The organism is Pseudomonas sp. SC11, assembly GCF_047039205.1.
Classification (GTDB): Bacteria; Pseudomonadota; Gammaproteobacteria; order Pseudomonadales; family Pseudomonadaceae; genus Aquipseudomonas; species Aquipseudomonas boreofloridensis.
This window is the reverse complement of sequence record NZ_CP178183.1, coordinates 3,503,172-3,528,844: the sequence shown is the minus strand read 5'-3', so window position 1 is coordinate 3,528,844 and position 25,673 is coordinate 3,503,172. Positions and strand designations below refer to the sequence as shown.

Below are 25,673 nucleotides of genomic sequence, written 5' to 3'. Positions count from 1 at the left end.
GGTGCAGGGAGATTTCCTACTGAAGGAGCAGGAGCGGCATGCCGCCGCCCCCGCTGAGGTTCACGGGTTACGGCTGACTCGCCATACGGTGTTGGCCAGATCGTCGGCGATGATCAACGCACCTTTCGGATCGACGGTCACCCCGACTGGGCGTCCTCGGGTCTTGCCGTCTTCGCCACGAAAGCCGGTGGCGAAGTCGATCGGCTCGCCCGCCGGCTTGCCATCGCTGAACGGCACGAAGATCACCTTGTAGCCCACCGGGTTGGGCCGGTTCCAACTGCCGTGTTCGCCGACGAATACGCCATTGGCGAACTGCTCGCCCATGGCCGCCACCGAGAAGTCGACGCCCAGTGCCGCCACATGCGAGCCAAGGCTGTAGTCCGGTTTGATCGCGGCGGCGACTTTCGCTGGGTTCTGCGGCTGAGCGCGGGTGTCCACGTTCTGCCCCCAGTAGCTCCAGGGCCAGCCGTAGAAGGCGCCTTCACGGACCGAGGTGAGGTAGTCCGGCACCAGGTCCGGCCCCAGTTCGTCGCGCTCGTTGACCACTGCCCAGAGTTGACCGGAGTCGGGCTGGATGGTCAGCGCGGTCGGGTTGCGCAGGCCGGTGGCGTAGGGCTTGTGCGCGCCGGTCTGGGCGTCGATCTGCCAGACCATCGCCCGATCGACCTCGACCTCCATGCCACGCTCGGTGATGTTGCTGTTCGAGCCAATGCCCACGTAAAGGTAGCGGCCGTCGGGACTGATGGTCAGCGCCTTGGTCCAGTGGTGGTTGATCGCCGAGGGCAGTTCGGTGACCGTGGTGGGTGCGCCAGTGGCCTGAGTCTGGCCGTCCTGATAATCGAAACGCACCAGCGCATCCTGATTGGCCACGTACAGCTTGCCGTCGGCATAGGCCAGGCCATAGGGCGCGTTGAGGTTCTCGGCGAACACCGTCTGCACTTCGTAGCGGCCGTCACCGTCGGCGTCGCGCAGCAGCGTGAGGCGATTACCGCCCTTGACCTGGGTGTTGCCTTTGGCCTTGATCTGGCTGGCGATCACGTCCTTGGGCTTGAGCTTGGCCGCATTGCCGCCGCGACCCTCGGCAACCAGGATGTCACCGTTGGGCAGCACCAGCGTTTGGCGCGGAATCTTCAGGTCGCTGGCGATGGCGGTGATGCTGAAGCCCTGGGGTACGGTGGGCTTCTGCTCGCCCCACTGAGTGGGCTCGGCGATCTTCATGCTGGGCAGCAAGCCACGTTCCGGGGCAGGCAGCTTCGGATCGGGACCGCGTGCCTGGGTGGCATCGCCGTCGCCGCCACAGGCGGTCAGCAGCAGGCTCATGCTCAGAACGGACAACGTCAGTGGCGTTTTCATGCAGCACCTCCGGAACGCAGGTTGGTCAGGCCGACCCAAGTCGCGATGCACGCCAGCACGCTGACGATCACCGACAGCACCAACCCCGAAGGCATCACCGCCCAGGCGTCCTTGGCGTGTTCGAAGGCGTTGATCAGCCCCAGTACCCAGGTCACCAGCAACAGCAACACGTAGAGCACCGGCCGTCCGGCCTTGCGCTCGGCGCGCACCAGGTTGGCCAGCGCGAACAGGAACGCCAAGCCGCAGAACAGCAGACCGCCGGCGATCAGCCAGGCGGCGAAGTTGCTCCATTGAATCTGCATGCTCTGGTAGTAGGCGATATCGCTGATCAATGCCCCCAGGAACAACGGCACGGTGCCGGCCAGCAGTGTCGCGTGCAGCGGCCCGGGTCGGCAGCGGTAGGGGTCATGGACGGTCGTGGTCATGGCGGCTCCTTGTCGTTCGGCGGTACTGGCCAGCGCGTTTTGCGCTGGCTGCGCCTAGTCAAGGATCGTCGGGTAAAGGCGTTAGTTCAGCGTAATTTCGCGCTCAAACATTCGCCTCGGGCACCAGGCGCGCGCTGCGGTCGAGGTGATAACGGTGCAGATCCTGCGCCAGAATCAGGTGGCCGCCATAGTGCGCGCGGGCTTCATTGCGGATGTCATCGATGTTCGGGCTGCGCCGTGGATCGCCCTGATAGCGTGCGCTGAAGTGAGTCAAGACCAGGTTGCGCACGCCTGCGTCCTGGGCGAATTGCGCAATCGCGGCGGCGCTGCTGTGGCCGAAGCTGGCGCCGGTGCGCTCGATCAGCGCTTGGGTGAAGGTCGCCTCGTGCACCAGCACGTCCGCGTCTTTGGCCACTTCGGCGAGCAACTCGGGGCGGTCGTTGTCGCCGCAGACGATGATCTTGCGCGGGGCGCGGGAGGCACGCAGATAGTCTTGAGGGTCGAGGGTACGGCCTTGGTGCGCTACGGCGATGCCCTGCGCCAGTTGCCCCCACAGCGGGCCGCGCGGGATGTGCTCGGTCTCCAACCGTGCTGTATCCAGGCGCGGTTCCGGGTTGACCTCGGTGAACACATAGCCCCGACTGGGCACCCGGTGCGACAGTTGCACTGCGCTGACCTGCACGCTGGCCGAGCGCCAACCGACGAAATCTTCCACCGCGAGTAGACGCAGCTCGAAGGGCAGGTAGGTGTCGCTCGCTGCCAATCCCAGACGCACCCAATCGTGCAACGCGGTCGGCAGGATCACATCGAGCGGTTCGCGGCGCCCGGACATCCCCGCGCTGGCCAGCAGGCCGGGCAGGCCGAAGCAGTGATCGCCGTGCACATGGGTGATGAAGATCGCGCGCAGGTCGCGTACCGATAGCGGGGTGTGCAGCAGTTGGTGCTGAGTGGCTTCGCCGCAGTCGACCAGGTACCAGCCGCTGCCGGTCGCCTCGATGACAGCCGTGGCACTGACGTTGCGCGCCTTGGTGGGAATGCCGGCGCTGGTGCCGAGGAACAACAGGTCCATGCTGGATCTTTCCTTGAAGTGTGTGGCTATTCTAGGGGGCGATGGCAGAAGTGCACAGGCGGCGGGAGTCCGGCTTTTGGCACACGTCTCGCCGGGGCGCTACGCTATAGTCCGGCGCACCATCCTCACCTTCACAGGAGTGCTGTCCGTGACCGAGTACACCGCCTTCAAGGTCGAACTGACCGACCACATCGCCCATGTGCAGATCAACCGCCCGGACAAGGTCAATGCGATGAACGCGGCGTTCTGGGACGAGCTGGTGAGGATCTTCCAGTGGATCGACGACACCGAATCGGTACGGGCAGTGGTCATCAGCGGGGCGGGCAAGCATTTCTCCTCGGGTATCGACTTGATGATGCTGGCCTCGTTGGCCGGCGAGATGGGCCCGGATGTGGGCCGCAATGCGCGCCTGCTGCGTCGCACCATCTTGCGTCTGCAAGCCTCGTTCAATGCCGTCGACCGCTGCCGCAAGCCGGTACTGGCGGCGATCCAGGGGTATTGCATCGGCGGCGCCATCGATCTGGTGTCGGCTTGCGACATGCGCTATTGCAGCGCCGATGCGCAGTTCTCGATCAAGGAAGTGGACATGGGCATGGCGGCCGATGTCGGCACGCTGCAACGTTTGCCGCGTATCATCGGTGACGGCATGATGCGCGAGCTGGCCTACACCGGCCGCATGATCGATGCCCAGGAGGCACTGCGCATCGGCCTGGTGAATCGGGTGCACGAAGAGGCCTCGGCCCTGCTTGAAGCGGTATTCGACATTGCCCGGGACATAGCCGGAAAATCGCCGCTGGCGGTGGCAGGCACCAAGGAGATGATCAGCTACATGCGTGACCACAGCATCGACGATGGCCTGCAGTACATCGCCACCTGGAATGCTGCCATGCTGCAATCGCAGGACTTGCGGGTCGCGGTGGCGGCCCACATGAATAAACAGAAACCGACGTTCGCCGACTGAGCCGTTCGACGTACGTGCCTGAAGGACCATGACCATGTCAGCACGCTGGACTACCGCAGTACTCGACCCGCAGATCGCCGGTGGCTGGGCCGTCGCCCGCAGCCCGGCGGGGTTCCTGGTGGATGACAACGGTGCCTTGTTTCCACGCGACTGGCTCAAGCGCCAAGGGCTGGACGTGCTCTGCGAGCACGGCATCGGCCATTTCGACGGCGAGCCCGTCTTCCTCCTCGAACTGCGCAGCGCCACCGACGTGCCTGGCATGACCTGGCGCGGCCTGCGTCCATTCATGCTCGAAGGCGACTTCGAGACCTACAAGCTGCTTGGCTATGCCGCGCAGATCGGCACCTGGGCCCGCGAGCATCGCTTCTGTGGCAGCTGCGGCCAGCCGATGACGCAGATCCGCTGGGAACGGGCGATGCACTGCCTGGCCTGCGACCTGCGCAGTTATCCGCGCATCTCGCCGAGCATGATCGTGTTGGTGACACGGGGCGACGAGGTGCTGTTGGCGCGCTCGCCGCGTTTCGTCAGCGGGGTATACAGCACCTTGGCCGGATTTGCCGAGCCGGGCGAGTCGGCGGAAGATTGTCTGGTGCGCGAGGTCCGCGAGGAGGTCGCGGTGGAGGTCGGTAACATTCACTATGTGGGCAGCCAGTGCTGGCCGTTCCCGCATTCGATGATGCTGGGGTTCCACGCCGAGTATGCCGGCGGCGAGATCGTCATGCAGCCGGACGAAATCGAAGATGCGCGCTGGTTCAACGTGCATGACCTGCCGCCGCTGCCGGCCAATCGTTCCATCGCGCGCTACTTGATCGACCTGTATGTCGCGCGGCGTTTGGGCTTGCCCGAGCCGACGCTGCCCAACTGAGGCCGCGGCGGCTGTTGCCGTCGCCTCTGAGTCAGGCCTGGCCGAACCAGTGCTGCCAGGCCAGGCGCACGGTCAACGCCAGTACCACGGCGATGAAGACCGGACGGATGAACTTGCTGCCGCCGCTGATCGCAGTTCGAGCGCCGAAGAACGCGCCGACCATCACCGCCAGGCCCATGGCCAGGCCGACGATGTAATCCACCTGCCCGGAAACCATGAACACCGTCAGCGCTGCAATGTTGCTGACGAAGTTCATGCTGCGCGCCACACCGCTGGCGCGGACCAGGTCGATGGGGTAGAGCAGTAGCGTGCTCACGGTCCAGAACGCGCCGGTACCAGGGCCGGCGACACCGTCGTAGAACCCCAGGCCGAAGCCTTGTGGGAACTGCCAGGTCCGCTTGATCGGGGCTTCAGCGTCCAGGGGGGCCTTGGGCGTGCCGCCGAACAGCAAGTACAGGCCACAGGCGAAAACGATCACCGGCAGCATCTTGTTCAGCCACTCGGCAGGCATGTAGTGGGCAACCACCGCGCCGATCAATGCACCGACCAGTGTGCCGAGAATCGCCCGACGCCATTGGGCGGGATGGAACAGCTTACGGCGGTAGTAGGTGAAGCTTGCAGTGGCCGAGCCGAAAGTCGAGCTCAGCTTGTTGGTACCCAGCACCAGGTGCGGCGGCATGCCGGCGGTGAGTAGGGCGGGCGTGGTGAGCAGCCCGCCGCCGCCGGCGATGGCATCGATGAAACCGGCGACGAAGGCGACTGCAGTGAGGATCAGCAGGGTGAGCGGTTCTACGGTGAGTTCGAAGGGCATGGGACGGCTTTCAGGCAGCGGGCAAGAGCGCGGCAAAACGTCGCGCGCGAGCGGCCATGGTACTGGCCGAGACGCGCGGTTGCCAGTCAAGGGCGGCGATATCAGGGCTGGCCATTGCGGCCGAACAGTCGGTAGCCTTCCCGTTCACCCAAACGTGCCGCGTAATCCGCCACGGCCGGCAGCGCAGGATGCTCCAAAGGCGTTTCCAACCATCGGTTGACCGACAGGCCAATAGGAATGTCCGCCAGTGAGAAGGTCTGCCCGGCGACGTAGGCACCGGTGGCTGTCAGTTGCCGTTCCAGTATCTGCATGTAGCGCGACCACTCGCCGGTACTGGCTGCCAGCGCTTGGGGGTTCTGATGCGCTGGGGATTGCCTGACCAGCGCCATGAAGGCATAGCTCCAGGCGCGATTGAGGTCGCTCGCTTGCCAGTCGATCCACTGATCCACCCGCGCCCGCTCAATCGCGGTGTCGGGATAGAGCGTGGAGTGACCGTAGCGGTTGGCCAGGTAGCGAATGATGGTATTCGACTCCCACAGGGTCACGTCGCCGTCTTGAATGACGGGCACCATGGCATTGGGATTCAAAGCGAGGAATTCGGCTGTAGCAGTCGGCTGAAAGCCTGAGCCCCAGTCTTCGCGCTCGAAGGGCAGGCCTATCTCGGCGCAGGTCCACAGTACCTTGCGTACGTTGATCGAACTTGCCCTGCCCAGTATTCGCAGCATGTGATCGTCCTTGTTCGAGTTGGCGTGTTGCACAGGTAGCGCTGAGCTTACCCGATAACCGATTACTCGAAGCAAGAGCACAGCGTCAGCGCGCCAGCTCCTGCGCCACGGCGGAAAACACCGAGCCGGTCATTCGCTCGCTGAGCAGTTCCAGCACGCGCATACCGGCCAGTGAGTTGCCCGAGGCGTTGAGCGCAGGTGACCACACGCAGATGCTGTAGCGCCCTGGCACCACGGCGACGATACCGCCGCCTACGCCGCTCTTGCCTGGCAGGCCAACCCGGTAGGCGAAGTTGCCAGCCTCGTCGTACAAACCACTGGTGGCCATGATCGCGTTGACCTGCTGTGCCTGACGAGGGCTCAGTACCTGCTCGCCACTGTGTGGGCAGTAGCCGCTGTTGGCCAGGAAGGCGAAGCCTCGGGCCACGTCCACGCAGCTCATCGACAGCGCGCAATGGTGGAAGTAACTGCGCAGCACGGCATCGACATCGTTGTGGAAATTACCGAACGCCTGCATCAGGTAGGCCATGGCGGCGTTGCGGGCGCGGTGTTGATACTCGGATTCGGCGACCACTGCGTCGCTGACGATACGCGGATTGGCCGCCAGGCGCCGGACGAAGTCGCGCATCGACAGCGTCGGTGTGGCATAACGCGATTGATTGATATCGCAGATCACCAGCGCTCCAGCGTTGATGAACGGATTACGCGGGCGGCCTTTCTCCACCTCCAACTGGACCAGCGAGTTGAACGCCTGCCCGGAGGGCTCGTAGCCCAGTCGCGACCAGATGGCCTCGCCGCTGTGGTTGATCGCCTGTACCAGGCTGAACACCTTGGAGATGCTCTGGATCGAGAAGGGCGTTCGCGCATCGCCTGCACAGTGCAACTGGCCGTCCAGGCTCTGCACGGCGATGCCCAACTGGTTGGGGTCGACCTGAGCGAGGGCGGGGATGTATTGGGCGACCTGGCCCTGGCTGAGCAGTGGGCGGACTTGATCGAGGATCTCTTGCAGTAGTGCTTGCATGGGGGCCTGCGAAAGCGATTGGAAAGGAGCTGGGGAACTGGTCTACAAGACGCGCCGCGGCTTGCCGACGACACACCCGTGACTGGCGATTGTCGGCACGTGCCAGTGGCTCAGCGCGGCTTGAGGGTACGGCGTCCGGTGCTTTTGCTCTTGCCGGTATCGGCGGTGCCTGTCGTGGTCTTGCGTTTGCCTGAGCTGCGGCGTTTCTTCTTCCATGGCGCGCCCTTGCCGGCGGCGGGCGCGGGTGGCCCGTTTATGGTCAAGCGCATGCCCGCGTAGCGTTGCACCAACTTGCCCATCCAGGCCGACTGGCGCGTGACGAATTCGTCCAGGCTCATTTCACCGTTCTGCACCATGTCCAGCGCTTGCTCCCAGATGGCCGTCGTGCCAGGGTCGGCAATCGCCTTGGGCACCGCGTCGATCAGGCTGAACGCGGCGGGAGTGGCCGACAGGGCCTTGCCGTGCTTGATCAGGTAGCCACGATCGAGCAGGCCTTGAATGATGCTGGCGCGGGTGGCTTCGGTACCGATACCGGTGGTCTCCTTGAGCTTCTGCTTGAGCTTGGGGTCGTCCACCAGCTTGGCGACGTTTTTCATCGCCTTGATCAGGTCGCCTTCGGTGAAGGGCTTGGGCGGCTGGGTCCACAGGTCCTTGAGTTGCAGTTCCTGAAGTGGGCAGTCGTCACCTTGTTTCAGTGAGGGCAGCACCTGAACTGGCGGGGCTTCGCGACCCTTGGTGGCGGTGGCCGAGGAGGACTTGGTCGTCGAGCTCAGGGCCTCGGGCAAGGCGCGGCGCCATCCGGGCTCGACGATGTGCTTGCCGATTGCGCGCAACGCATGGCCAGCGCACTCGAGCTCGGCTTGAGTACGGTCGTATTCGTGGTGGGGCAGGAACTGCGCCAGGTAGCGTGCACGGATGAGCGTGTAGACCGACTTGTGCTTGGGCGGCAGGCGCGCCGGATCGCTGACTGCGACGGTCGGGATGATGCCGTGGTGGGCGCTGACCTTGGCGTCGTTCCAGGCGCGCGAGCGCCGCTCTGACTGCAGGTACGGCTGCAGGGGGGCCAGGCTTGAGTCGGCACGTTGCAGCGCTGTGAGAATGGCGGGCGCCTCCGCGTGCTGGCTGACAGGCAGGTAGCCGCAGTCGCTGCGCGGGTAGGTGATCAGCTTGTGGGTTTCATACAGCGCCTGGGCAATATCCAGGGTTTCCTGTGCACCCAGGCCGAACTTCTTCGAGCACAGCTCCTGCAGCGTGCCGAGGTCGAAGGGCAGCGGCGCCGCCTCGCGTACGCGCTCGGTCTGCACCTTGAGTACCCGGGCGCTGCCAGCGGCCTGCATCTGGCTCGCCGCGAGCTGGGCCAGCGCCTGATTCAGGCAGCGGCCCTGGTCGTCGCAAGCCTCTTGGGGCGCGCGCCAGTGCGCGCTGAACAGACTGTCGGCATGGGAAAGCTGCGCTTCGATGGCCCAATAGGCCACGGGTACGAAGTCGGCGATGCTGCGATCACGGTCCACGACCAAGCGCAGCGTCGGGGTCTGTACCCTGCCCACTGGCAGCACGCCTTGATAGCCCGACTGACGCCCGAGCAGCGTGAACAAGCGGCTCATGTTCATGCCGATCAGCCAGTCCGCCCGGGAGCGGCCCAACGCGCAATGGTAGAGGCTGAACGTGTCGCTGCCTGGGCGTAACTGGCCCAGGGCCTTGCGGATCGAGGCGTCGTCCAGTGCCGACAGCCAGAGGCGCTGGACCGGGCCGCGATAACGACAGTGCTCGACCAATTCACGGGCGATCATTTCCCCTTCACGGTCGGCGTCGGTGGCGATCACCAACTCGCGGGCTTCGCCCAGCAAGCGCTTGACCGCCTTGAACTGGCTGGCGGTCTTGGGCTTGACCAGCATCTTCCAGCGTTCGGGGATGATCGGCAGGTCGTCCAGCGTCCAGCGTTTATAGCGGGCGTCGTAGCTGTCTGGCGGTGCGGTTTCCAGCAGGTGGCCAATGCACCAGGTCACGCACACATCGGTGCCCTGCCAGCAGCCGTCGGCCTTGCGGTTGGCGCCCAGTACCTTGGCGATATCCTTGGCTTGGGAAGGCTTTTCACAGAGAAAAAGACGCATGGCGGTGAACGCTTGATCAGAGACGATGGACGCTAGGATGGGCAAGCCAACGCGCTCACGCAAGCTTTATCTGTATGTATGTACAGTTTTGCAGTCAGCGAATATGTCCTTGGATTTGGCATGAACGTCAGTGCCGCAGGGTTGGCTGACTCACCGGTCTCGTGCCAGCGTTACCAGATGACCCGGATGTGTCAGTGGACGATGTCACCGGGCCTTTCCTCTGTCTCATTACAAGGACGTCACCCATGCCACTGTTCGATTACCGTCAACTCGACTCCGCGACTTCATCTGCGCTGTTCAAAGACGCCTTGATGCTGGCCAGTTACGCGTATCACGCCATCGACGATGGCTTCATCGCCGGCTACCAGAAACACGGCTTCGGCCTGGGTTTGCCGGCGACGTTGGTCAAGGCGCTGATCGGTGGTACCGACAGCCAAGGCGTGATCCCTGGCATCCCCTGGAACCCCGATGCCGAAGCCCGCGCCCTGGCGCAGGTCAAAGCCGCCGGATGGACGCCGATCAGCGCCGCGCAACTGGGCTATCAGGGCAAGACCGATGCCCGTGGCACGTTCCATGGCGAGGCGGCGGGCTATACCAGCGCGCAGGTGGAGGTGCTGGGTCGCTACGGCGCCGAGGGTCAACTCAGTGCCATCGGTATCGCCTTTCGCGGCACCAGCGGCCCGCGGGAAAACCTCATCGGCGATACCCTCGGCGATGCCATCAACGACCTGCTGGCTGCCATTGGCCCGGCCGACTATGCGCGTAACTATGCTGGCAACGCCTTCGATCGCCTGCTCGGCGATGTCGCCACGTTGGCCCGTGCCCATGGCCTCACCGGCGCGGACATCACCGTCACCGGACACAGCCTGGGCGGGCTGGCGGTCAACAGTCTGGCCGACCTGAGCGCCAGCCGGTGGGACGGTTTCTATCAGCAGGCCCGCTATCTGGCCTTTGCCTCGCCGACCCAGGCTGCCGATGCCAGCCAAGTGCTCAACATCGGCTACGAGAACGATCCGGTGTTCCGCGTGCTCGACGGCACCTCGGTGACCTGGGCCACGCTGGGCGTGCACGATGCCGCCAAGCCCTCGACCACCGATAACCTCGTCAATTTCAACGATCACTACGCTTCCGACGCCTGGAATCTGCTGCCGTTCTCCATCGGTAACATCGCCACCTGGCTTTCGCACCTGCCGGGTGCCTACACCGACGGCCTGAGCAGGGTCGTCGATTCGCCGTTCTATCAATGGACCCGCCGCGACTCGACCGTTGTGGTCAGTAACTTGTCCGACGTCACCCGCGGCTCGACCTGGGTCCAGGATCTGAATCGCAATGCCGAGCCTCACACTGGCAGCACCTTCATCGTCGGCTCCAGCCAGGATGACCTGATCCAGGGCGGACGCGGCAACGATTACCTGGACGGCGGCGCGGGTAACGATACCTTCCGCGATGGCGGCGGCTTCAACATGATCGACGGTGGTTCGGGTCATGACACCTTGCAGCTCGACCATGCGCTGGCCAGCTTTGCAATTGCCCGCGATGGCCAGGGCACGCTCTACGTGCGCGATGCCGCCGGCGGTATCAGCCTGGTGCGCAACGTCGAGACGTTGGTCAGCAAAGAAGCCAGCCTGATGCTCCTGCGCAAGGAGGTGTCCCATGCGGTGACGGAGCAGGGGCTACTGAGCAGCGGCAAAGTCGAACCCTACGCGCTGTCGCTGCAAGGCAGCCAGGGCGCCGATCACCTGCAGGCCGGTTCGCAGGGCAGTTGGTTGTTCGGCTTGGCCGGGGATGACCGGCTGGCAGGAGGTGCCGGCGACGACGTACTGATCGGCGGCACCGGCAACGATATGCTCAGTGGCGGTGCTGGACGCGACACCTTCCTGTTCAGCGGGCATTTCGGCCAGGATCGTGTGCTGGACTTCAGCGCGCAGGATCGACTGGTGTTCATCGGTGTGGAGGGGGGGACTGCGCTGCCGGACTGGCGCGATCACCTGAGCCGGGCGGGCGATGATCTGCTGCTCAGTTTCGGGGCCGACAGCGTGACCTTGGTGGGCGTCGCCAGCCACGGGCTGGCCGACGGACAGGTCGTCATCGCCTGATCCAAAGGCCGCCAAGCGGCCCTCGAATCATCGCTCCCAGCGCTCAGCGGCAGTTGCCGGCCTTGCGATAACCCGCCGACTGGGCCTGGGACTCGGATTCGAATGTCACCAGGTTCTTCGCCGATACCTGGCCATAGCTCGGGCAGCCCGTGGGCAGGTGATAGACCCGGCTGTTCTGGTTGCCGACAATCATGCCAGCCGACCCCGTTCCCGCCTTGGGCTGCGGCGTCGGGGTCGAGGGTTTGGCCGGGGTGTCGGGCAGGCGGCTGACCACGCCATCGCCGACGGTCTTGTAGCCAGCGACCCAGCGTCGCTCGCCGCTGACGAACGGATTGCCATGGCCCATGACCGCAGCGATACGACCGTCGCGTTCACGCTCCCACGCTGAGACGGGGTACTGCTTGTCCCAGGCCATCAGCAGTTGCTGTTGTTGGCGCGACATGTTCAGGCCGTAGCGATCGAACATGTAGAAGGTGGTACGCGCCACCAAGCCCTTGACCTCGTCGCGCGGCTCGGCAGCCCGTTGGTTGAAGTCCACGCGGGTCTTGCACTGGCCGTACTGCGGCCCGACTCCAGAAGCCATGCCGTAGTTGAAATTGCTGCGATCGCCATTCACTTCGCCTACGGCCGGATACAGATTGAACAGGTCGGCCTCCATGGCGCGGAACACCGGATCGTCGTCCACGCAGTGCTCGCGGCCACCGTTCTTCCAACACTGGCGCTGATGGCCGAAGGTCCAGGCGGGCACGATGTGCTCCCACTCGGTGCGCTCGGCGCGGTTGGCTTGCTTGCGCGGCTGCAGGCCGCAGGAGGCGGGATCGATGCGCCCGCCGGATTTGCCCACCCAGGTCCATTGGCAGCCGCAGTACAGGTCACCCATGGCACTGCTGGCCTGGTCGAGGTAAATCTTTTGTTTGGCGACCACCTTGGCTTCAGCGAAGGTCGCTGGAGGGGCGGCGAGGGCGGGGGTGGTGACGAACAGGAGCAGGGCAACAACGGACAACAGTCTTTTCATGGGTCAACGCAACATCATCGTTCGGTAGTCGGGGGAGGTGGGGTAAGGCAGGCAGTATCAGTCGTCCTTGGGAACGGTCCAGAAGATCTGGATGCCACCATCGTCGCGGTGGGCAAGGGTGACGTTGTCGTTCTCGGCAATTTCTCCGAGCAGGGTTTCCCAATCGTCGGGCGACTCATGTTCCAGGCGGAAGATCAGCGCGGCGCGGCTGCGTTGGGCCATGGGGCTGTTGATGATCTTCTGGATACGGGTGCCCAATTGCGCGTAGCTGCTGAGCGCAGCGGCGGGACTGGCCATGGAGCTTTTCCTTGTTTTGCTGTATGTGCGTACAGTATTTCACCGTCAGTTTTTTCGCAACAGCGTGTCGGGTATAAGCTCAGGTTTTGTAGCTGCTGATGGTAGAGGGCAGGGTGAGCGCTGGCGTAGGTTCGCCCACTCGACAGGTCGATGAGGCGAAGGCCAGTGCCCGATGCACCAGCCTTGCGCCCATTGGCAATCAGTATTCCCAGAAGATTCGCTGCAACTCTTTGCTGTCCTGGGTCTTGGTCATTGCGACCATCGCCAGGATCCGCGCTTTTTGCGGATTCAGATCGTGGGCGACTACCCAGTCGTTCTTGTCATCGGGTTGTTCTGCGTTACGCAGCACGAAACCACCTTGGTTGACGTGGGACGAGCGGATGATCTGCACGCCATTCTTGCGCAGTTCCTGCAAGGCCGGCACGACCCGCGACGAGACCGAGCCGTTGCCCGTACCGGCATGGATCAGCGCCTTCGCGCCGTTCTGGGCCAGGGCTTTGTAGGCGGTGTCGGTCACGTTGCCGTAGCCATAGGCGATGTCCACTTGGGGCAGGCTGCTGATCTGCTTGATATCGAACTCGGAGTTGAGGGTGTGGCGCTTGGCCGGCAGACGGAACCAGTACGATTTACCCTCGACCACCATGCCCATCGGACCCCAGGCGCTCTTGAAGGCCTCGGTCTTGATGTTGACCGCTTTGCTCACGTCGCGACCGGACTGGATTTCGTCGTTCAGGGTCACCAGTACGCCTTTGCCGCGCGACTGCTTGTCGCCTGCCACAGCCACGGCGTTGTAGAGGTTGAGCATGCCATCGGCGGACATCGCGGTACCCGGGCGCATGGAGCCCACCACCACGATCGGCTTGTCGGTCTTTTCCACCAAGTTGAGGAAGTAGGCCGTTTCTTCCAGGGTGTCGGTGCCGTGGGTGATGACGATGCCATCGACGTCGCTGCTGTCGGCCAACTCGGCGACGCGCTTGGCCAGTTTGAGCAGGTCGTCGTTGCTGATGCTTTCCGAAGCGATCTGCATCACCTGCTCACCGCGCACGTTGGCGATGTCGGCCAGTTCCGGTACGCCGGCGATCAGCTTGTCGATGCCCATCTTGGCGGCTTGGTACGTGGCACTGTTGGCTGCGCTGGCGCCGGCACCGGCGATGGTACCGCCGGTGGCGAGAATGACCACGTTGGCGAGCTTCTGCTGCTGCTCGGCTTCTTTCGCGCTGACCGACAGCGGCAGGGCCAGGAGCAGGGCGAGGGCAGTGGGGGCGAGGGTCTTGAGTGCTGCGGTCTGCATTTTTCTTCTCTCTTCCAAATGAGATGGTTGTTTTATTCGCGCTGCAATGTAGGCATGTTCCGTACCAAAGCGGGAAGTGTGAGCCCAAATGCGACAGGGCAGTGATTACCCGTGAGACCCCGCTGCTGTTTATGTTCGAAGTCCCGAACGGTTCGATGAAAGTTATTCGGCATTCCGACTCTTCAGGCGGATAAACTCCGTGAATGCAGCGGCAAGCGTCTGGCGCGATGTCATTTGACAAAACAGACCACCGTTCTCATAGTGAGCGAACGCAAACGTTTGCGATCCGATAAAAAACACAAGATTCGGAGTTGATTCCATGAAATTGCCATTCCCCGGCCGTCTGCTGGCCATTGCCGTACTCTCCACACTCTCGCTTGCCGTCTCGCTGCCTGCGGCGCACGCCGAAGACAAACCGAAAGTGGCGCTGGTCATGAAGTCGCTGGCCAATGAGTTCTTCCGCACCATGGAAGACGGCGCCAAGGACTATCAGAAAAGCCATGCCGATGAATTCGAGCTGATCGCCAACGGTATCAAGAACGAAACCGACACCGGTGAGCAAATCCGCATCGTCGAACAGATGGTCAATGCGGGTGCCAAGGCGCTGGTCATCGCGCCGGCCGATTCAAAAGCGCTGGTATCGGCCGTGAAGAAAGCCATGGACCGCGGCGTCGTGGTCATCAATATCGACAACCGCCTCGATCCTGAGCTGCTCAAGAGCAAGGGTATCAGCGTGCCCTTCGTCGGCCCCGACAACCGCAAGGGTGCACGTATGGTCGGCGAGTACCTGGTCAAGGAAAAACTCAAGGCTGGCGATGAAGTCGGCATCATCGAAGGCGTATCGACCACCACCAATGCTCAGCAGCGCACCGCAGGCTTCAAGGATGCGATGGACGCTGCGCAGATGAAGATCGTCTCGGTGCAGTCCGGCAACTGGGAAATCGACAAGGGCAATGCGGTCGCCGCCTCGATGCTCAATGAATACCCCGACCTCAAAGCGCTGCTGGCCGGCAACGACAGCATGGCGCTGGGTGCGGTTTCGGCCGTGCGCGCGGCTGGCAAGGCCGGCAAAGTGCAGGTGGTCGGGTACGACAACATCAACGCGATCAAACCGATGCTCAAGGATGGCCGGGTACTCGCCACCCTCGATCAGGCCGCCAGCCAGCAAGCGGTGTTCGGTATTCAGGCGGCGCTGAAGATGGTCAAAGGCGAGAAGCCCGATGTCGATGCCGACAATGTGATCCAGACCCCGGTGAAGTTGATCACCGAGTGACCGTTGCGCGCCTCGCGGGGCGCGTAGAGTCAATTCAGGAGAGAAGTGGCCATGTCCGTATCGGCCAATGAAGTGGTGCTTGCCGTCAGCGGGCTGGGCAAGACTTACGCCCAGCCCGTGCTTGGCGATGTCACCTTGCAGTTGCATGCCGGCGAGGTGCTTGCCCTGACCGGCGAGAACGGTGCCGGCAAGAGTACCCTGTCCAAGCTCATCAGTGGCCTGGAAACCCCGACCACCGGGCACATGAGCTACCGCGGCCAGCCCTACAGCCCGGCTAGCCGCAGCGAGGCCGAGCGGCTCGGCGTGCGCATGGTGATGCAAGAGCTCAACCTGCTGCCGACCCTGACCGTCGCCGAGAACCTGTTCCTTGACAACTTGCCCAGTCGCGCCGGCTGGATCAGCCAGAAGCGCCTGCGCCAGTTGGCGACGGCGGCCATGGCGCAGGTGGGGCTGGAGGCCATCGATCCCGATACTCCGGTCGGCGAGCTGGGCATCGGCCATCAGCAAATGGTCGAAATTGCCCGCAACCTGATTGGCGATTGCCACGTACTGATCTTCGACGAGCCCACGGCCATGCTCACGGCTCGCGAAGTTGAGCTGCTGTTCACCCAGATCGAGCGTCTGCGTCAGCGCGGCGTGGCCATCGTCTACATTTCCCATCGATTGGAAGAGCTGCAGCGGGTTTCGCAACGCATCGCCGTGTTGCGCGATGGCAAGCTGGTGTGCGCCGAGCCGATCGCCCGTTACAGCAGCAACGAGCTGGTCAACCTGATGGTCGGCCGCGAAGTGGGCGAGCATATCGACCTGGGTCGCCGGGAGATCGGCGCGCCGCTGCTCAAGGTCGAACACATGAATCGTGCCGATAAAGTGCGCGATGTCTCGTTCGAGGTTCGCGCCGGGGAGATCTTCGGCATTTCCGGTCTGATCGGTGCCGGGCGCACCGAACTGCTGCGGCTGATCTATGGCGCTGATCGTGCCGACAGCGGCTGTATTCAGCTTGGCCAGCCCCTGCGCCCGGTGACCATCGATTCGCCGAAGGCCGCCGTGCGCGCGGGGATTGCCCTGATCACCGAGGACCGCAAGGGCGAAGGTTTGCTGCTGCCGCACTCGATCAGCGCCAACGTGGCCTTAGGCAACCTGGGGGCAGTGTCCCGGTGCGGGGTGCTCGACGCACAAGCCGAGCGCGGACTGGCTGAACGACAGATCGCCGCCATGCGTATCCGTAGCGCGAGCCCAGCCCAGGCGGTGGGTGAGCTGTCCGGGGGCAATCAGCAGAAGGTGGTGATTGGTCGCTGGCTGGAGCGCGACTGCCAGGTGCTGATGTTCGACGAGCCGACCCGCGGCATCGATGTGGGCGCCAAGTTCGACATTTATGGCCTGTTGGCCGAGCTGGCGCGTCAGGGCAAGGCGCTGGTGGTGGTGTCCAGCGACCTGCGCGAACTGATGCTGATTTGCGACCGAATCGCCGTGCTCTCGGCCGGTCGCCTGATCGAGACCTTCGACCGTGATGGCTGGAGCCAGGATCAGATCCTCGCCGCTGCCTTCGCCGGTTACCAGAAACGTGACGCACTGCTGCATCAGGCAGCTCCCAGGATGGACGCATGAAAACTCCCACCCTCGACTCCGCTGGCAGCAAGCCGGCTCGCCGCTCCGGCACCTACTTCGGCCTGGGCACTTACCTGGGGCTGGCGGGCGCCTTGCTGGCGATGATCGTGCTGTTCTCGTTCCTCAGCAGCCATTTCCTGTCCTACGCCACATTCAGCACCTTGGCCAATCAGATTCCCGACCTGATGGTGCTGGCGGTCGGCATGACCTTCGTGCTGATCATCGGAGGCATCGACCTGTCGGTCGGCTCGGTGCTGGCGTTGGCGGCGTCCACCGTCAGTGTCGCCATTCTTGGCTGGGGCTGGAGCGTGGTGCCCGCCGCGCTGCTGGGCATGGCCATCGCCGCCCTGGCCGGCAGCATCACCGGCGCGGTGACCGTGGCCTGGCGCATTCCCTCGTTCATCGTCTCGCTTGGCGTGCTGGAAATGGCGCGGGGCCTGGCCTATCAGTTCACCGACTCGCGCACTGCCTACATTGGCGATGCCTTCGCCTGGTTCTCCGACCCCATTGCGTTCGGCATCTCGCCGGCGTTCATCATTGCCTTGCTGGTGATCCTGCTGGCACAACTGGTGCTCACTCGCACCGTATTCGGCCGCTACCTGATCGGTATCGGCACCAACGAAGAAGCGGTGCGTTTGGCTGGTATCGATCCGCGCCCCTATAAAGTGCTGGTGTTCGCCTTGATGGGCCTGCTCGCCGGGCTCGCCGCGTTGTTCCAGATTTCCCGCCTGGAGGCGGCAGACCCCAATGCCGGCTCCGGTCTGGAGTTGCAGGTGATCGCCGCCGTGGTGATCGGTGGCACCAGCCTGATGGGCGGACGCGGCTCGATCATCAGCACCTTCTTCGGCGTGCTGATTATCTCCGTGCTGGCCGCAGGCCTGGCGCAGATCGGCGCCTCCGAGCCGACCAAGCGCATCATCACCGGTGCGGTGATCGTCATCGCCGTGGTCCTCGACACCTACCGCAGCCGGCGCGCGACTCGGCGGAACTGAACCATGGCTACCATCAAAGACGTGGCGGCACTGGCGGGGATTTCCTACACCACCGTGTCCCATGTGCTGAACAAGACCCGTCCGGTCAGCGAACCGGTACGGTTGAAGGTCGAGGCCGCCATTGCCGAGCTGGACTATGTGCCCAGCGCCGTGGCGCGTTCGCTCAAGGCGCGCAGCACGGCCACCATCGGCCTGTTGGTGCCCAGCAGCGTCAACCCCTATTTCGCCGAGCTGGCCCGTGGCATCGAGGACGGCTGCGAGCGCAACGGTTACTGCGTGATTCTGTGCAACTCCGACGACGACCCGAAGAAGCAGCGTAATTACCTGCGCGTACTGCTGGAAAAGCGCATCGACGGCTTGATCGTCGCCTCGGTGGGCGAGGATCTGGACCTGCTCCAGAGCCTGGCTGCCGTGCGTACGCCAATCGTCATGGTCGACCGGGCGCTGGAGGGCGTCGACACCGATGTGGTGCGTATCGATCACGAACTGGGCGCCTATCTGGCCACCCAGCACCTGCTCGAACTCGGACATGTCGACATTGCCTGCATCGGTGGTCCGGCCAATACCGGGGTTAGCCAATTGCGGGTCAACGGTTTTCGCCGGGCCATGGCTGAGGCAGGGCTACCGGTCGCCGAGCAGCAGGTGCTGCATTGCGACTTCACCAGCCCTGGTGGTCACGCAGCGGCCGCGCAGTTGCTCGATGGTGCGCGGCCCACGGCGATCTTCGCCGGCAACGACATGATCGGCTTCGGCGTGCTGAGGGCGGCGGCCGAGCGCAACATCGACGTGCCGGGTCAACTGTCGGTCATCGGCTTCGACGACATCGAGCTCAGCCGTTATGTGTATCCGCCGCTGACCACGGTCGGCCAGTCGATCCGTGAGCTGGGTGACAGTGCTGCGCAATTGCTGCTGTCGCGCATCGTCACCCTGCGCCGCGAGGCGGGTGAGCAACGTATCGTCGCGCCGCGCATCGTGCTGCGCGAATCCACCGGGCCGCGCCCGGATCTGTTCAATGATTACCGTTAAGGAACACCCATGCATGCCAAGGTCGTAGTGGTCGGCAGCCTCAACATGGACCTGGTGGCCCGTGCCGAGCGTTTGCCGCGAGGCGGTGAAACCCTCGCCGGCGACAGTTTCTTCACCGCTCCCGGTGGCAAGGGCGCCAATCAGGCCGTGGCCGCGGCGCGTCTGGGCGCCAGCGTAGCGATGATCGGTAATGTCGGAGACGATGCCTATGGCCAGCAACTGCGCCAAGCGTTGCAGGACGAAGGTGTCGATTGCCAGGCGGTGGCCATCTGCGAAGGCGTGTCCAGCGGTCTGGCGCTGATCGTGGTGGATGCTGCAAGTCAGAATGCGATTGTCATCATTGCCGGTGGCAACGGTCAGTTGACCGCCGAGTCGGTAGAGCGCTTTGACGCCCTGCTGCAGCAAGCCGAGGTGGTTGTCTGCCAGTTGGAGGTGCCGCCGGCCACGGTCGCCTGGACATTGGCCCGCGGCCGCGAACTGGGCAAGACGGTGATTCTCAATCCAGCACCGACCAGCGGCCAACTGCCGACAGATTGGTTCGCCCATATCGACTACCTGATTCCCAACGAGAGCGAGGCCGAGGCACTGACCGGCCTGCCAGTCACGGACCTGGACAGCGCCCGTCGTGCGGCCGAGCGCCTGCGTGAGTGGGGGGCGGGCAAGGTCATCGTGACGCTCGGCGCTCAGGGTGCGCTGTTTGTCAGCGCAGCAGGTGACCGGCACTTCCCGGCGAATCGGGTGAATGCTGTGGATACCACGGCGGCCGGCGACACCTTCGTCGGCGGATTCGCTGCCGGGTTGGCCTGCGGCCTGGAGGAGGGTGAAGCGATCGTGCGCGGCCAGCGCGCTGCGGCGTTGTCGGTCACTCGCGTGGGGGCGCAGCCTTCGATCCCGCATCTTGCGGAGCTGGCGCCATGAAGAAGACCGCGTTGCTCAATATCGCCTTGTCGCGCACCATCGCCGGACTGGGTCACGGCGATGTGCTGGTGATCGGCGATGCCGGTCTGCCCGTGCCGCCGGGAGTCGAGGTGATCGATCTGGCCTTGACGCCAGGCATTCCGGATTTTGCCAGCGTGCTGCGTGTGGTGCTCAGTGAGATGCAGGTAGAGCGGCATGTGCTGGCTGATGAGATGTTCCAGGCTTCGCCGCCGGGGTTGGTGGCGGTCGAGGAGCAGCATGCGCTGGGGCTGTTGGGCGCGCGCGAGCGTCTGTCGCACGAGGCATTCAAGGTGCTCAGCCGACGGGCGCGGGCGGTGATTCGCAGTGGTGAGTGCAAGCCCTACAGCAACATCGCGTTGATTGCCGGTGTGACTTTTTGAACCGTATTGTTCGTGCGGTCCGCTTGCCGGGTCGGAGTTGTTAACCAAGCTGAAGGAGACGAGCTGAATGTCGATCGAAAAAATCAGACGTTTGCTACAAGGAGCAGTGCTGATGTCCACGATAGCCGCCACCGGTGCCTTCGCCGCCCCGCGCGATTTGATCATCGATACCGACCCCGGTGCCGATGATGTGGTGGCGCTGTTCCTGGCGATGGCCTCGCCAGAGGAACTGAAGATCCGCGCTATCACCACCGTCGCTGGCAACGTGCGCCTGGACAAGACTTCGCGCAACGCCCGCCTGGCCCGCGAGTGGGCCGGGCGCGAAGACATTCCGGTGTATGCCGGGGCAGGGCGGCCACTGGTGCGCACGCCGATCTACGCGGCCAACGTCCACGGCGAAGAGGGCTTGACCGGTGTCGCCGTGCATGAGCCGCGTCAACCGCTGGCCAACGGCAATGCTGTGCAATACCTGATCGATACCCTCGATGCGGCTGAGCCCCACAGCATTACCCTGGCCATGCTCGGCCCGCAGACCAACCTGGCCCTGGCATTGATCCAGAAGCCGGAGATCGTCAAGGGCATCAAGGAAGTGGTGGTGATGGGCGGCGCCCATTTCAACGGCGGCAACATCACCCCAGTGGCAGAGTTCAATCTCTATGCTGACCCGCACGCGGCCGAGGTGGTGCTGGCCAGTGGCGTCAAGCTGACGTACCTGCCGCTGGATGTGACCCACAAGATCATCACCAGCGATGCACGGCTCAAGCAACTGGCCGCCGTTGGCAACGACGCCAGCCACAAGGTGGTCGACATTCTCAATGCCTACATTCAGTACGACATCGACAAATACGGCATGACCGGCGGCCCCGTGCACGATGCCACAGTCATTGCTTACCTGCTGGACCCGGGGCTGTTCAGTGGGCGGCAGGTCCACATGAGCGTCGACAGCCGTGAAGGGCCGACCTTCGGTCAGACGGTGGCCGACTGGTATGGCGTGCTGGAGCAGCCGGCTAATGTGAACTGGATCGAAGAGGGCAATGCGCAGGGCTTCTTCGACCTGCTCAGCGCGCGCCTGGCTCGTTTGAAATGATCGTTTGCGGCGCGTAGCGCTCGAACACCTGTTCGATGAAGCCGCGTGCCGCTTCCCCACCGCGTTCGCGTACCAGCAGGTCGACGGCGATCAACAGCAGCTCCTCCGGTGTACTTGGGCTGTAGGCACTTTGGCCCTCGGCCCATTTGACCTTGATGTCGGCGACGATACTGTGGCTGTTCATGGATGTACTCGCGAAGCTGCTGGAGCCTGGGTCGGAGGGAGGAGGCTGACGCACTCCACGGCGCGCCAGTAGACCATGCCTGTGCTGTCGGCGCGCTGCGACCTAAGCATAAGTCCCCAGCGTGCTGCCACCAAGGGTGCGATGCAAAATCCCGTCACGATTGCATTTCGCTTCGCTTGATGGGCTGAGGCAGACTTAGGCGGTTTTGCAACGAACTGTAAGCATCACGGTCGCATATGACAGTTCCCAAGATCGATTAGGAGGATTCATGTTCCGTACTCGCGTTTCCCTGGCAGCCCTGCTGGTTGCAGCGGCACTGGCCGGCTGCAGCACTGGTGGCTCGTCTGATGCTGCCGGTACTGCCCCTGTTGCCGCAGCAGGCGGCGATGGCCGTTGCAGCGCCAGCGGCGCCGACTTCACTGTTGGCAAGCCCGGCACGCCAGAGCTGCTCGAGCAGGCACGCAAAGCCAGTGGTGCGCAGATCGCGCGAATCCTCAAGCCGCAGGACGTGGTTACGCTTGAGTACCGTTCCGAGCGTCTGAACCTGAATGTCGATCAGCAGGGCAGAGTGGTACGCGCCAACTGTGGCTGAGTGACAGTCGCCCACAAAAAAACCCGCCGATGAAGGCGGGTTTTTTTCTGCAGCGACCGAATTACTCCGGACGAACCTGAGCAGCCTGCATGCCCTTCAGGCCTTTTTCGGCGACGAAGGAAACAGTTTGACCTTCTTTCAGGCTCTTGAAGCCGTCGGTTTCGATGGCCTTGAAGTGAACGAACAGGTCGTCGCCGCCGCCAGCTGGGGTGATGAAGCCGTAGCCTTTTTCATCATTGAACCATTTGACGGTGCCTTGTTGGCGGTTGGACATGAGGTGAATCTCCAGAACATTTAGTTTTTCAGTGGTGCAATGTGGCCGGGGCTACATGCGCACCGGCAACATCATAGTCTAATTCTGCTTATGTAGCGCCGTTTACCTTAGCTCGATACTGATCTACCGCAAAGAATGCGTGACCAGCGGCGTGTCAGGATTTATCTTCGCCCTTGCTGCAGGCCGCTTTCACAACATTCTCCGCCTCTTGCTTCAACGACACATCTACGCCGTTATTGCTGTCGAGATCCTGGATTTTTTTGTCGCTTAGCTTCGCTTTCAGGGCGGTCGCGCCGCATTCGCAGTGCTGCTTGGCTTCAGTCGCGCTCACCCCCCGGGCGGTGGCGGCCACTTGGCATTTAGCCATGAACTCCTGTTCCCCGCCTGGTGGGAAGTTACCTGCATGGGCAGCCAGCGGCAGCAGCAAGACGCTCGCAGCGCACGCGGCCAGAAGAGACTGAACTCGCATAACCAGACACTCCTTGGTTTAGGTCTCATCAAGAGTAGGATGCTTCAGTCCGTCTGATAGGGTTTTTTCCGCACAAGTTCACCCCTGCCGTGTAATTTCCAAATATTTCTGCGATATCCGCAACCTGCGTGCTAGCATGCCCGGCTTGCAGCTCAACCCTTGCAGCTCGCAACTTTTTTCCAGTCACTCTGGTTCGTCCCTGAAAGGCCGAAAGGCTTCTGCCACTGTGAGGCAGGCTCTCCCACGGGAAAGTCAGGTCGGATCTTGTACTGGCTCATCCCAACCCACGTGACCTTTGGTAGGGGTCACCACTAGGAGAGGAGGCGCCATGCCCACCATTACTCTTCCCGATGGCAGTCAACGTTCATTCGACAAGGCCGTAACCGTAGCCGAAGTCGCCGCCTCCATTGGCGCAGGCCTGGCCAAGGCCACCCTGGCCGGCAAGGTAGACGGCAAGCTGGTCGACGCGTGCGACCTGATCGAACGCGATGCCACCCTGCAGATCATCACCCCCAAAGACGAAGAGGGACTGGAGATCATCCGTCACTCGTGCGCCCACCTCATTGGCCACGCGGTGAAGCAGCTGTACCCCACCGCCAGGATGGTGATCGGCCCGGTGATCGACGAGGGCTTCTATTACGACATCGCCTACGAGCGTCCTTTCACGCCCGAGGACCTCGCCGCCATCGAGCAGCGCATGCATCAACTGATCGACAAAGACTACGACGTCGTCAAGAAGATGACTCCACGTGCCGATGTCATCGATGTGTTCACTGCCCGCGGCGAAGACTACAAGCTGCGTCTGGTCGAAGACATGCCGGACGAACAGGCCATGGGCCTGTACTACCACGAAGAATACGTCGACATGTGTCGTGGTCCGCACGTGCCGAACACGCGCTTCCTCAAAGCGTTCAAGCTGACCAAGTTGTCTGGCGCCTACTGGCGTGGCGATGCCAAGAATGAGCAGTTGCAGCGTGTGTACGGCACCGCCTGGGCTGACAAGAAGCAGTTGGCGGCCTATATCCAGCGTATCGAAGAAGCTGAAAAGCGCGATCACCGCAAGATCGGCAAGCAGCTCGACCTCTTCCACCTGCAGGAAGAGGCTCCAGGCATGGTGTTCTGGCACGCCAACGGCTGGACGGTGTACCAAGTACTCGAGCAGTACATGCGTCAGGTTCAGCGTGAGAACGGCTACCAGGAAATCAAGACCCCGCAAGTGGTCGACCGTATTCTTTGGGAGCGTTCCGGGCACTGGTCCAACTATGCCGAGAACATGTTCACCACGTCGTCGGAGAATCGTGACTACGCGGTGAAGCCGATGAACTGCCCTTGCCATGTGCAGGTGTTCAACCAGGGCCTGAAGTCCTACCGTGACCTGCCGCTGCGCTTGGCGGAATTCGGTGCGTGCCACCGCAATGAGCCCTCGGGTGCGCTGCACGGCATCATGCGTGTGCGTGGCTTCGTGCAGGACGATGCACATATCTTCTGCACCGAAGAGCAGGTGAAGAAGGAGGCGGCCGACTTCATCAAGCTGACCCTGGACGTGTACAAAGACTTTGGGTTCACCGATGTCGCCATGAAGCTGTCCACTCGTCCGGTCAAGCGCGTCGGTTCCGAAGAGTTGTGGGATCGCGCTGAAGGTGCGCTGGCAGACGCCTTGAATGAATCCGGTCTGGAGTGGGAGTACCAGCCAGGCGAGGGTGCCTTCTACGGTCCGAAGATCGAGTTCACCCTGCGCGACTGCCTGGGTCGTAACTGGCAGTGCGGTACGCTGCAGTACGACCCGAACCTGCCGGAGCGCCTGGACGCCAGCTACATCGCCGAAGACAATGCGCGCAAGCGTCCGGTGATGCTGCACCGCGCCATCCTCGGCTCGTTCGAGCGCTTCATCGGCATGCTCATCGAGCACTATGCTGGTGTGTTCCCGGCTTGGCTCGCGCCGACCCAGGCGGTGATCATGAACATCACCGACAAACAGGCTGATTTTGCCCTTGAAGTGGAAAAATCCCTGAACGGTAGCGGTTTCCGTGCCAAGTCCGACTTGAGAAATGAGAAGATCGGCTTTAAAATCCGCGAGCATACTTTGCTCAAGGTCCCGTACCTTTTGGTTATAGGGGATCGCGAAGTCGAAACGCAAACCGTCGCTGTGCGGACTCGCGAAGGCGCAGACCTGGGCTCCATGCCCGTCGCCCAGTTCGTTGAGCTCCTGTCGCATGCGGTTTCCCGGCGTGGTCGCCAAGAATCGGAGTAATGACTATTAAGCGTGAAATGAGAAACGATAAACGAACTGCACCGAAAGCCCCGATCAACGAGAATATCTCGGCACGCGAGGTTCGGTTAATTGGCGCTGACGGCGAGCAGATTGGCATCGTCTCGATTGATGAAGCGCTTCGAATCGCTGATGAAGCGAAGCTGGATCTGGTGGAGATTTCCGCCGACGCTGTCCCGCCTGTCTGCAAGGTGATGGACTACGGCAAGCACCTCTTCGAGAAGAAGAAGCAAGCCAACGAAGCGAAGAAAAACCAGAAACAGATCCAGATTAAAGAAATCAAGTTTCGTCCAGGGACGGAAGAAGGGGATTACCAGGTAAAACTACGCAACCTGGTACGTTTCCTTAGCGATGGGGACAAGGCCAAGATCTCTCTGAGATTCCGCGGCCGCGAGATGGCCCACCAGGAGCTGGGCATGGAGCTGTTGAAGCGGGTCGAAGCCGACCTTGCCGAATACGGTTCCGTTGAACAGCATCCTAAGATGGAAGGACGCCAGCTTATGATGGTCATCGCTCCCAAAAAGAAGAAGTAATCTCCCGGGC

General features: G+C 62.8%; 26 protein-coding genes. 13 read left to right on the top strand and 13 right to left on the bottom strand.

Features of this window, described 5'->3' with window-relative positions:
• Window positions 1–60: 60 nt before the first annotated feature.
• The 3 genes from ACK2SD_RS15760 to ACK2SD_RS15750 form a co-directional block, all read right to left on the bottom strand.
• Complete coding sequence (locus ACK2SD_RS15760; RefSeq protein ID WP_412460264.1) at window positions 61–1,353, bottom strand: PQQ-dependent sugar dehydrogenase; 1,293 nt, start codon at window positions 1,351–1,353, stop codon at window positions 61–63.
• Window positions 1,350–1,778, bottom strand: coding sequence for a DUF2231 domain-containing protein (locus ACK2SD_RS15755; protein WP_039576850.1), 429 nt, complete (start codon window positions 1,776–1,778; stop codon window positions 1,350–1,352). Before ACK2SD_RS15755 ends, ACK2SD_RS15760 begins: the two co-directional genes overlap by 4 nt.
• A 103-nt stretch (window positions 1,779–1,881) precedes the next feature.
• The gene (locus ACK2SD_RS15750) at window positions 1,882–2,847 is read right to left on the bottom strand and encodes a ribonuclease Z (RefSeq protein WP_412460263.1); all 966 of its coding nucleotides are present in this window, start codon (window positions 2,845–2,847) and stop codon (window positions 1,882–1,884) included.
• 148 nt (window positions 2,848–2,995) lie between these two features.
• Between ACK2SD_RS15750 and ACK2SD_RS15745 the strand changes: the two genes are divergently transcribed.
• Both ACK2SD_RS15745 and nudC read left to right on the top strand, forming a co-directional pair.
• Entirely contained in the window at window positions 2,996–3,808 is an 813-nt protein-coding gene (locus tag ACK2SD_RS15745) for a crotonase/enoyl-CoA hydratase family protein (RefSeq protein ID WP_039576855.1), read from the top strand.
• Between the two features lie 34 nt (window positions 3,809–3,842).
• Window positions 3,843–4,673 carry an NAD(+) diphosphatase gene (nudC, locus tag ACK2SD_RS15740; RefSeq protein ID WP_295487764.1) on the top strand — a complete coding sequence of 277 codons (831 nt, stop codon included), beginning with the start codon at window positions 3,843–3,845 and terminating at the stop codon, window positions 4,671–4,673.
• 31 nt (window positions 4,674–4,704) lie between these two features.
• Here nudC and ACK2SD_RS15735 read toward each other — a convergent pair whose 3' ends face one another.
• From ACK2SD_RS15735 to ACK2SD_RS15720, 4 genes are all read right to left on the bottom strand, one after another.
• A complete protein-coding gene (locus ACK2SD_RS15735) occupies window positions 4,705–5,484 on the bottom strand; it encodes a TSUP family transporter (RefSeq protein WP_039576859.1) in 780 nt (259 codons plus the stop codon).
• 101 nt (window positions 5,485–5,585) lie between these two features.
• Window positions 5,586–6,209, bottom strand: coding sequence for a glutathione S-transferase family protein (locus ACK2SD_RS15730; protein WP_412460262.1), 624 nt, complete (start codon window positions 6,207–6,209; stop codon window positions 5,586–5,588).
• A gap of 85 nt (window positions 6,210–6,294) precedes the next feature.
• On the bottom strand, window positions 6,295–7,230 hold the full coding sequence (gene glsB, locus ACK2SD_RS15725) for a glutaminase B (protein ID WP_039576861.1): 936 nt from the start codon (window positions 7,228–7,230) through the stop codon (window positions 6,295–6,297).
• 110 nt (window positions 7,231–7,340) lie between these two features.
• Window positions 7,341–9,341: a DNA topoisomerase III gene (locus ACK2SD_RS15720; RefSeq protein WP_412460261.1), complete on the bottom strand. Its 2,001-nt coding sequence runs from the start codon at window positions 9,339–9,341 to the stop codon at window positions 7,341–7,343.
• A gap of 245 nt (window positions 9,342–9,586) precedes the next feature.
• Between ACK2SD_RS15720 and ACK2SD_RS15715 the strand changes: the two genes are divergently transcribed.
• On the top strand, window positions 9,587–11,437 hold the full coding sequence (locus tag ACK2SD_RS15715) for a polyurethanase (protein WP_412460260.1): 1,851 nt from the start codon (window positions 9,587–9,589) through the stop codon (window positions 11,435–11,437).
• Between the two features lie 43 nt (window positions 11,438–11,480).
• Here ACK2SD_RS15715 and ACK2SD_RS15710 read toward each other — a convergent pair whose 3' ends face one another.
• From ACK2SD_RS15710 to ACK2SD_RS15700, 3 genes are all read right to left on the bottom strand, one after another.
• On the bottom strand, window positions 11,481–12,452 hold the full coding sequence (locus tag ACK2SD_RS15710; protein WP_029613132.1) for an endonuclease: 972 nt from the start codon (window positions 12,450–12,452) through the stop codon (window positions 11,481–11,483).
• 57 nt (window positions 12,453–12,509) lie between these two features.
• Entirely contained in the window at window positions 12,510–12,749 is a 240-nt protein-coding gene (locus ACK2SD_RS15705) for a DUF1654 domain-containing protein (RefSeq protein WP_295487755.1), read from the bottom strand.
• A 199-nt stretch (window positions 12,750–12,948) separates the two neighbouring features.
• The gene (locus ACK2SD_RS15700; protein ID WP_039576867.1) at window positions 12,949–14,040 is read right to left on the bottom strand and encodes an asparaginase; all 1,092 of its coding nucleotides are present in this window, start codon (window positions 14,038–14,040) and stop codon (window positions 12,949–12,951) included.
• 319 nt (window positions 14,041–14,359) lie between these two features.
• Here ACK2SD_RS15700 and ACK2SD_RS15695 point away from each other — a divergent pair, with 319 nt between their 5' ends.
• The 7 genes from ACK2SD_RS15695 to ACK2SD_RS15665 all read left to right on the top strand — a co-directional run bounded on the left by ACK2SD_RS15695 (window position 14,360) and on the right by ACK2SD_RS15665 (window position 21,342).
• Window positions 14,360–15,313 (top strand): sugar ABC transporter substrate-binding protein, encoded by a 954-nt coding sequence (locus tag ACK2SD_RS15695; RefSeq protein WP_039576869.1) that lies wholly within the window; start codon window positions 14,360–14,362, stop codon window positions 15,311–15,313.
• Between the two features lie 51 nt (window positions 15,314–15,364).
• Complete coding sequence (locus ACK2SD_RS15690; protein ID WP_412460259.1) at window positions 15,365–16,918, top strand: sugar ABC transporter ATP-binding protein; 1,554 nt, start codon at window positions 15,365–15,367, stop codon at window positions 16,916–16,918.
• Window positions 16,915–17,910 carry an ABC transporter permease gene (locus tag ACK2SD_RS15685; protein WP_039576874.1) on the top strand — a complete coding sequence of 332 codons (996 nt, stop codon included), beginning with the start codon at window positions 16,915–16,917 and terminating at the stop codon, window positions 17,908–17,910. The genes ACK2SD_RS15690 and ACK2SD_RS15685 overlap by 4 nt, the downstream gene beginning before the upstream one ends.
• 3 nt (window positions 17,911–17,913) lie before the next feature.
• Window positions 17,914–18,936 (top strand): LacI family DNA-binding transcriptional regulator, encoded by a 1,023-nt coding sequence (locus ACK2SD_RS15680; protein WP_412460258.1) that lies wholly within the window; start codon window positions 17,914–17,916, stop codon window positions 18,934–18,936.
• Between the two features lie 9 nt (window positions 18,937–18,945).
• Window positions 18,946–19,854 (top strand): ribokinase, encoded by a 909-nt coding sequence (gene rbsK / locus ACK2SD_RS15675; protein ID WP_412460257.1) that lies wholly within the window; start codon window positions 18,946–18,948, stop codon window positions 19,852–19,854.
• Entirely contained in the window at window positions 19,851–20,255 is a 405-nt protein-coding gene (rbsD, locus tag ACK2SD_RS15670) for a D-ribose pyranase (protein ID WP_029613135.1), read from the top strand. The genes rbsK and rbsD overlap by 4 nt, the downstream gene beginning before the upstream one ends.
• Window positions 20,256–20,322: 67 nt before the next feature.
• Window positions 20,323–21,342 (top strand): nucleoside hydrolase, encoded by a 1,020-nt coding sequence (locus tag ACK2SD_RS15665; protein WP_412460256.1) that lies wholly within the window; start codon window positions 20,323–20,325, stop codon window positions 21,340–21,342.
• On the opposite strand, the gene ACK2SD_RS15660 is transcribed toward ACK2SD_RS15665, so the two are convergent.
• Window positions 21,314–21,526, bottom strand: coding sequence for a hypothetical protein (locus ACK2SD_RS15660; protein WP_039576887.1), 213 nt, complete (start codon window positions 21,524–21,526; stop codon window positions 21,314–21,316). The genes ACK2SD_RS15665 and ACK2SD_RS15660 overlap by 29 nt on opposite strands.
• A gap of 268 nt (window positions 21,527–21,794) precedes the next feature.
• Here ACK2SD_RS15660 and ACK2SD_RS15655 point away from each other — a divergent pair, with 268 nt between their 5' ends.
• Window positions 21,795–22,118 (top strand): I78 family peptidase inhibitor, encoded by a 324-nt coding sequence (locus ACK2SD_RS15655; protein ID WP_039576890.1) that lies wholly within the window; start codon window positions 21,795–21,797, stop codon window positions 22,116–22,118.
• 61 nt (window positions 22,119–22,179) lie between these two features.
• Here the strand turns inward: ACK2SD_RS15655 and ACK2SD_RS15650 are convergent, their stop codons facing one another.
• Complete coding sequence (locus ACK2SD_RS15650) at window positions 22,180–22,392, bottom strand: cold-shock protein (RefSeq protein ID WP_412460255.1); 213 nt, start codon at window positions 22,390–22,392, stop codon at window positions 22,180–22,182.
• Between the two features lie 154 nt (window positions 22,393–22,546).
• Window positions 22,547–22,861 (bottom strand): hypothetical protein, encoded by a 315-nt coding sequence (locus ACK2SD_RS15645; RefSeq protein WP_412460254.1) that lies wholly within the window; start codon window positions 22,859–22,861, stop codon window positions 22,547–22,549.
• Window positions 22,862–23,189: 328 nt separating this feature from the next.
• On the opposite strand from ACK2SD_RS15645, the gene thrS reads away from it, so the two are divergent.
• Both thrS and infC read left to right on the top strand, forming a co-directional pair.
• Window positions 23,190–25,112, top strand: a complete 1,923-nt coding sequence (thrS, locus tag ACK2SD_RS15640; RefSeq protein ID WP_317870451.1) for a threonine--tRNA ligase — start codon at window positions 23,190–23,192, stop codon at window positions 25,110–25,112.
• On the top strand, window positions 25,112–25,663 hold the full coding sequence (gene infC, locus ACK2SD_RS15635; protein WP_205419309.1) for a translation initiation factor IF-3: 552 nt from the start codon (window positions 25,112–25,114) through the stop codon (window positions 25,661–25,663). Before thrS ends, infC begins: the two co-directional genes overlap by 1 nt.
• The last annotated feature ends 10 nt before the right edge of the window (window positions 25,664–25,673 follow it).